Raw genomic sequence first — 5,891 nt, 5'->3', positions numbered from 1 at the left:
GGCGTGGAACCGGGACATCAACGGGCTGCCATGGGCGCGTTCGACGGCGACCGCGAGGGCGTTCACGGGAGTGTTCAGGAACGTCGCCGACAGACCCCACACCGCCAGACCCAGCACCAGCGCCGGATCACACCGATCACGACGTTCGCGTACAACTTCTCGGAGTAGGCCGACCGAGTCTCCAGCCCGGCACGCCTGAACGCCTCGACCGCTGAAGGGAGTTGACGCTCGCTCGTCTCGACGAGGAGGCAGCCGCCGGGGGTCAGCCAGTCGGGTGCCCCGGTGGCGACCTCGCGGAGTATGTCGAGGCCGTCGGTGCCGCCGTCGAGGGCGACCAGCGGTTCGTACTCGCGGGCCTCGGCGGGCAGCAGACCGACCTCGTCGGTGGGGACGTACGGCACATTGGCCGCGAGGATGTCGACGCGGCCGCGCAACGCGTCGGGCAGCGCCGCGTACAGGTCGCCCGTGTGGACGTGTCCGCCGTAGGCGGCGACATTGCGGCCGGCGCAGCGCGTGGCGACGGGGTCGATGTCGGCGGCGTGCAGTTCGACCCGGCCGAGGGCGGCGGCCAGCGCCGCGCCGACCGCGCCGGTACCGCAGCACAGGTCCACGACGACGGACGCGTCCGGGGCGTGCGCGAGGGCCTGTTCGACGAGGAACTCGGTACGGCGGCGGGGCACGAACACGCCGGGTCCCACGGTGATGCGCAGGCCGCTGAACTCGGCCCAGCCGACGACGTGTTCGAGGGGCAGGCCCGCGACCCGGCGGTCCACCATGGCGGCGAGTTCGTCCGGGGTGCGCGCGGCGGAGAGGATCAGTCGCGCCTCGTCCTCGGCGAAGACACAGCCCGCGGCGCGGAGCGCGCTCACGACGGAAGCGGAGGAAAGGGGGGAAAGAGGAGGCATGAGAGCCGAGAGCCTTTCGGAAGGTAGCCGAAGGGCGCTCTCGCGGTCACCTACTACCGGTGATCCGAGCTGTCCTGAGGTGAGAGCACCCGACCTGACACAGCGGAAATGGGTCTCACCTCCCGGGAGTTCAAGGTCGGGAACGTCCGCGACCGGTGAGCAACACTACCCGAACCACCGGGCCCGCGAGGGGCCGCCCTCCTCACTGAGTTGTACTCTGCAACAACGAGGTGATCGAGGGAGATTCCAGTGCGAGCGGACCAGGCCGTGGAGACCATCCAGCGCGAGATGACGAGCTTCGCCCGTCGCGCCCGGGCCTCGGCGGGCCGCCTCCACCCCGAGCTGTCACTGGTGTCGTACACCCTCCTCAGCCACCTGGAGGAACGCGACGGCTGCCGTGCCACCGACCTCGCCGCGCACTACGCCCTCGACAAGTCCACGGTCAGCCGCCAGGTCGCCGCCCTGGAACGCGCCGACCTCATCGAGCGCCGCCTCGCCCCCGAGGACCACCGCGTCCAGGTCCTGCACCTCACCGCCGCCGGCCGTCGGATCCTCGCCCAGGTCACCGAGAACCGTCAGGCTGCCTTCCGGGAGCGGCTCGCGGACTGGCCGGAGGAGGACCTGACCCGGTTCGCCGGCTATCTGGAGCGCTACAACTCGTGGCCGGTCGACGCGTCGGACGACGCCTGAGGGGTCACCAGCCCCTTCAGTTCTACGACATCGGTTCTATGACAGCGGATCTACGGCATGGTTTCTACGGCATCGGTTTCTACCGCATCGGTTTCTACCGCATCGGTTTCTACGACACCCCTACGGACCGCGTCTGGGCGAGATGCTCCGGCGCCCGTGCCGCGAGGAACGCGGTGGTCCGGCGCAGGCGGAAGCCCAGGGACTCGTACAGCCGTATGGCGGTGGTGTTGCCCGCGCCGGTGTGCAGGAACGGGGTCTCGCCGCGTTCGCGGATGCCGTGCGCGACGGCCAGGATGAGGCGGCTCGCGAGGCCCTCACCGCGGGCGGCGGGGTCCGTGCAGACCGCGCTGATCTCGGTCCAGCCGGGCGGGTGCAGGCGCTCGCCGGCCATGGCGACGAGGGCGCCGTCACGGCGGATGCCCAGGTACGTGCCGAGTTCGACGGTGCGGGGCAGGAAGGGGCCCGGCTTGGTCCGCTCCACCAGGTCGAGCATCTCGGGGACGTCGGCCGGGCCGAGGACGATCGCCTCCGGGTCCGGTGCGGCGGCCAGCCCGGCGTCCACCATCTGTACGCCGTCGATGTCGAAGGTGATCTCCCAGTCGTCCGGAACCCGGCCCCTGAAGCCGAGGAGCGGGATCTCGGTGCCGGGGCCGGAGAGCGCGGCGACGTCCGCCCAGTCGTCGGCGTCGGGCTCGTCGGGCAGGGCCAGCCACGGGGTCACGTCGACCGGGTAGCGCAGGATCCGGCCGCGTCGCTCGGCGAAGTGGGCGTGCGGGCCGGTGAGGGCCGCGCGGGCGGGGTTGTCGAGGACACGTTCGTCGGACGTGCTCATGCGGCGACCTCGATCACGATCTTGCCGCGGGCGTGACCCTCCTCGACGGTGCGCAGGGCCTCGCCGGCCTGGTCGAGCGGGAAGGTCCGCGTCACGTGCGGGTCCAGCTCGCCGCCGACCACGAGCTCCGCGAGCGCGTCGAGTACGGCGGAGTTGCGGGCACGCTCGACACGGGCGCCGCCGAGCTTCTCGACCTCGGGGGCGGGGGCGCCGGCGGTGATGAGTTTCGTGGGGTCGGTGAGGAGGGTGGCGGCCTCCTCCAGCACCTCGCCGCCGACGAGGTCGTAGGCGCCGTCGATGCCGTCCGGCGCTACGGCCCGTACCCGTGCGGCCAGATCCGGGCCGGACGGGACGTGGACCGCGCCCAGCGACTCCACGAAGTCCTTCTTGCCCTCGCTCGCCACGCCCACGGCGCGCAGTCCGAGCGCGCGGGCGATCTGCAGGGCCGCGGAGCCGACGCCGCCACCCGCGCCGGTGATCAGCACGGTCGCGCCGGAGGGCAGGTCGAGCTGGCGGATGCCGTCGTACGCGGTCGCGGCGGCGACGGGCAGGGTGGCCGCGTCACGGAAGGACAGCTCGGCGGGCTTGTGCGCGGTGACCGTGGCGGGCAGCAGGGCGTACTCGGCGTATCCGCCGGCCACAGTGCTGCCGAACACCTCGTCGCCGACGGCGAATCCGTCGACTCCGGCACCGATCTCCCGGACCACTCCGGAGACCTCCTGGCCGAAGACCGCGGGGAAGGCGCGTGAGCCGGTCTCGCCGGGTCGGCGGTAGCCGGTGCGCTGCTTCCAGTCGACGGGGTTCACCCCGGCCGCGCGCACCGCGACGAGGACCTCACCGGGGCCGGGGCTCGGCTGGTCGACCTCGACGAGCGCCTCGGTCTCGGGTCCCCCGTAACGCGTGAAGACGTACGCCTTCGGCATCTGCTCCCTCACTCTCCTTCGCAGTCACCGGACCACCAGTGGTCACGTGCGGCCACATGTGGTCCCACAACACCAGCACGACGACCGGCTTTCCGCACTCAAGCCGCCGCATGGGCCGCACTGAAGACCAAGGTCGATCCCTTGGCGGCTATTCCCCGGCGCGAGGAGAGTTCATATGGCCGCAATGATCGGCGGTCACCCTCGGACCTGGGCATACCTCGTGGACGCGTACCGTTGAAGCGAGAAACCACTGATCACGCTCGCCCGGCGGACCCGCGTCGGAACGGCCTGGAGGCTCCACCCGTATGCACGTCACCCGAGGCTTCACCGGACGCCCCCGTGTCCCCGACGCCGGCCTGCCGCCCGGTCAGTACGACGCGGGCGACGACTGGCCCGTCCTGTCCGCCGAGGTCACACCCGACCTGTCACCGGCCGACTGGACGTTCCGCGTCGACGGACTGGTGGCACAGCCGCGCACCTGGGACTGGACGCAGGCCCACGAACTGCCTTCGTCGGCCTACGAGGGTGACATCCACTGTGTGACGAGCTGGTCGAAGTTCGGGGTGCGGTTCGGCGGCGTCTCGCTGGACGCCTTCTTCGATGTGGTGCGGCCCCATGTGTCCGCCACACATGTGGTCGCGTATTCGCACACCGGGTACACTACGAACCTCCCGCTCTCCGACGTGACCGACGGCCGTGCCTGGATCGCGTGGGAGTACGACGGCAGGCCGCTGCCCGCCGAGCACGGCGGCCCCGCCCGGCTGCTGGTGCCGCACCTGTACTTCTGGAAGAGCGCCAAGTGGATCGCGGGCCTGCGTCTCCTCGACCACGACGAGCCCGGCTTCTGGGAGCAGAACGGCTATCACGCCCGGGGCAACCCCTGGGAGGAACAGCGGTACTCCGGTGACTGACACCTTCGCGCCCGCCACCAGGTTCGCGGTACCGGGACGCATCGCCGTGAGCAACCGCGCCGCCGCCATGTGGCAGACCGCCACACTCACCGAGATCCGCCGGGAGACCCCGCACGCCGCCACGTTCCGGTTCGCGGTGCCCGGCTGGGCCGGACACCTCCCCGGCCAGCATCTGATGCTGCGGCTGCGTGCCGAGGACGGCTATGTGGCACAGCGCCACTACTCGATCGCCTCGCACCCGGACGACACCGGGCATGTGGAGCTGACCCTGGACCATGTCGAGGGCGGGGAGGTCTCCGGCTGGTTCCACACCGTCGCCGAGCCCGGTGACGAGGTCGAGGTCCGCGGTCCGCTGAGCGGCTTCTTCGCCTGGCCCGGCGACCGGCCCGCGCTGCTGCTGGGCGCCGGTTCCGGGGTCGTGCCGCTGATGTCGATGCTCCGGCAGCACCGGGCGCGGGGCCTGTCCGTGCCGCTGCGGCTGGTGGTGTCGGCGCGCAGCCCGGAGGAGTTGATCTACGCGCGGGAGTACGGCGCGGAGACCACGGCCGTGTTCACGCGCAGCGCGCCGGAGGGTGTGCCGGTGGGACGTATGGCCGCCGCACATGTGGCCCCGCTCCTGGCCGAGCAGCCTGCTGGTGGGTGGGAGGCCTATGTGTGCGGCTCCAACGGCTTCGCCGAACATGCCTCACGGCTGCTGGTCGAGGCGGGCCAGCCGGTGGACCGCATCCGCATCGAACGCTTCGGCTGAGGCTCGGCCCGGCGCGGCGACGGCTGCACGGGGCTTGCCGGCCGTTCCATTCCGCTCTGATCCGCTCCGCTCCAGTTGTCTGATCCGCTCTGATCACCTCCGCTCCGGTTGAGCGAAGTGCCTCGTAGGGGGTACGACATGTGTGTGGACGCTCGCATGCGTGCGCGGCGTCGAGGGAGCGGTGGCCCAGCCCCAGCAGGGGTGGGTCCGGTTCCTCGGCTCCGGTGACGGCGAGGAGGTCGACATGCGGACCCGGGCAGGAAGCCGACGCAGGCGGCAGAATCCGCTGCGGCGCCGGTCGGATGTCGTGGAGGCGTGGACGGCGCTGGCCGTCGCCCTCCTGCTGTTCGTCGGTGCGCCCCTGGCCGGCGCCGCCGCGGGCCTGTGGGCCCACGACCAGGCCCGGACCATCGCCGCGACCCAGCGAGCCGACCGTCATCGCGTCCACGCGAAGGTGATCGGCAACCCGCCCGCCCAGCTCCCCTCGGTCGAGGGAAACCGCCCGCGCAGCTTCCCGGTGGCGGTGCGCTGGACGGAGCCGGGCAAAGGGCCGCGTACGACCACGGTCGCGGTGCCGGCGGACACGGGGCGCGGTGACGTGGTGGACGTCTGGCTCGACGCCAAGGGCCGCAGTGTCTCCCCGCCGCCGGGTGAAGTGGCCGTCTGGCAGCACACGTTGACCGTCGGTGTGTGGTCCGCGGCCGGTGTGATCGGCCTGGCACTCCTCGCGCGGACAGTAATCCGACGGGTCTCCCTGCGGCACCGGTTGGCCGAGTGGGAACGGGACTGGGCGCTCACGGAACCGCAGTGGACTCGACGGCGGGCGTGACGAACCGGTCGCCGCCGCACCTCAACACCCCACCGCTACAAGCAAGTTGAGCC

Annotated in this window: 7 protein-coding genes; 4 read left to right on the top strand and 3 right to left on the bottom strand. The window is 71.7% G+C overall.

Going from position 1 to position 5,891, the window contains the following annotated elements; all coding sequences use genetic code 11:
- Positions 1-74: 74 nt before the first annotated feature.
- Entirely contained in the window at positions 75-905 is an 831-nt protein-coding gene (locus ACNFOC_RS49645) for a putative protein N(5)-glutamine methyltransferase (RefSeq protein ID WP_416965580.1), read from the bottom strand.
- A gap of 288 nt (positions 906-1,193) precedes the next feature.
- Here ACNFOC_RS49645 and ACNFOC_RS49640 point away from each other — a divergent pair, with 288 nt between their 5' ends.
- The gene (locus ACNFOC_RS49640; protein ID WP_416965581.1) at positions 1,194-1,595 is read left to right on the top strand and encodes a MarR family winged helix-turn-helix transcriptional regulator; all 402 of its coding nucleotides are present in this window, start codon (positions 1,194-1,196) and stop codon (positions 1,593-1,595) included.
- A gap of 109 nt (positions 1,596-1,704) precedes the next feature.
- Here ACNFOC_RS49640 and ACNFOC_RS49635 read toward each other — a convergent pair whose 3' ends face one another.
- Together ACNFOC_RS49635 and ACNFOC_RS49630 are read right to left on the bottom strand one after the other, a co-directional pair.
- Positions 1,705-2,427 (bottom strand): GNAT family N-acetyltransferase, encoded by a 723-nt coding sequence (locus ACNFOC_RS49635; RefSeq protein WP_416965579.1) that lies wholly within the window; start codon positions 2,425-2,427, stop codon positions 1,705-1,707.
- On the bottom strand, positions 2,424-3,350 hold the full coding sequence (locus ACNFOC_RS49630) for an NADP-dependent oxidoreductase (protein WP_416965578.1): 927 nt from the start codon (positions 3,348-3,350) through the stop codon (positions 2,424-2,426). Before ACNFOC_RS49630 ends, ACNFOC_RS49635 begins: the two co-directional genes overlap by 4 nt.
- A 305-nt stretch (positions 3,351-3,655) precedes the next feature.
- On the opposite strand from ACNFOC_RS49630, the gene ACNFOC_RS49625 reads away from it, so the two are divergent.
- From ACNFOC_RS49625 to ACNFOC_RS49615, 3 genes are all read left to right on the top strand, one after another.
- Positions 3,656-4,261, top strand: a complete 606-nt coding sequence (locus ACNFOC_RS49625; RefSeq protein ID WP_416965577.1) for a sulfite oxidase-like oxidoreductase — start codon at positions 3,656-3,658, stop codon at positions 4,259-4,261.
- Positions 4,254-5,009, top strand: a complete 756-nt coding sequence (locus tag ACNFOC_RS49620) for a ferredoxin reductase (RefSeq protein WP_416965576.1) — start codon at positions 4,254-4,256, stop codon at positions 5,007-5,009. Before ACNFOC_RS49625 ends, ACNFOC_RS49620 begins: the two co-directional genes overlap by 8 nt.
- Positions 5,010-5,253: 244 nt before the next feature.
- Positions 5,254-5,838: an Rv1733c family protein gene (locus ACNFOC_RS49615; protein WP_521986953.1), complete on the top strand. Its 585-nt coding sequence runs from the start codon at positions 5,254-5,256 to the stop codon at positions 5,836-5,838.
- The last annotated feature ends 53 nt before the right edge of the window (positions 5,839-5,891 follow it).

The sequence above is a fragment of the Streptomyces colwelliae genome, assembly GCF_048158785.1.
Classification (GTDB): Bacteria; Actinomycetota; Actinomycetes; order Streptomycetales; family Streptomycetaceae; genus Streptomyces.
Note: the sequence above shows the minus strand (reverse complement) of the source record. Positions and strands in the feature narration are given on the sequence as shown.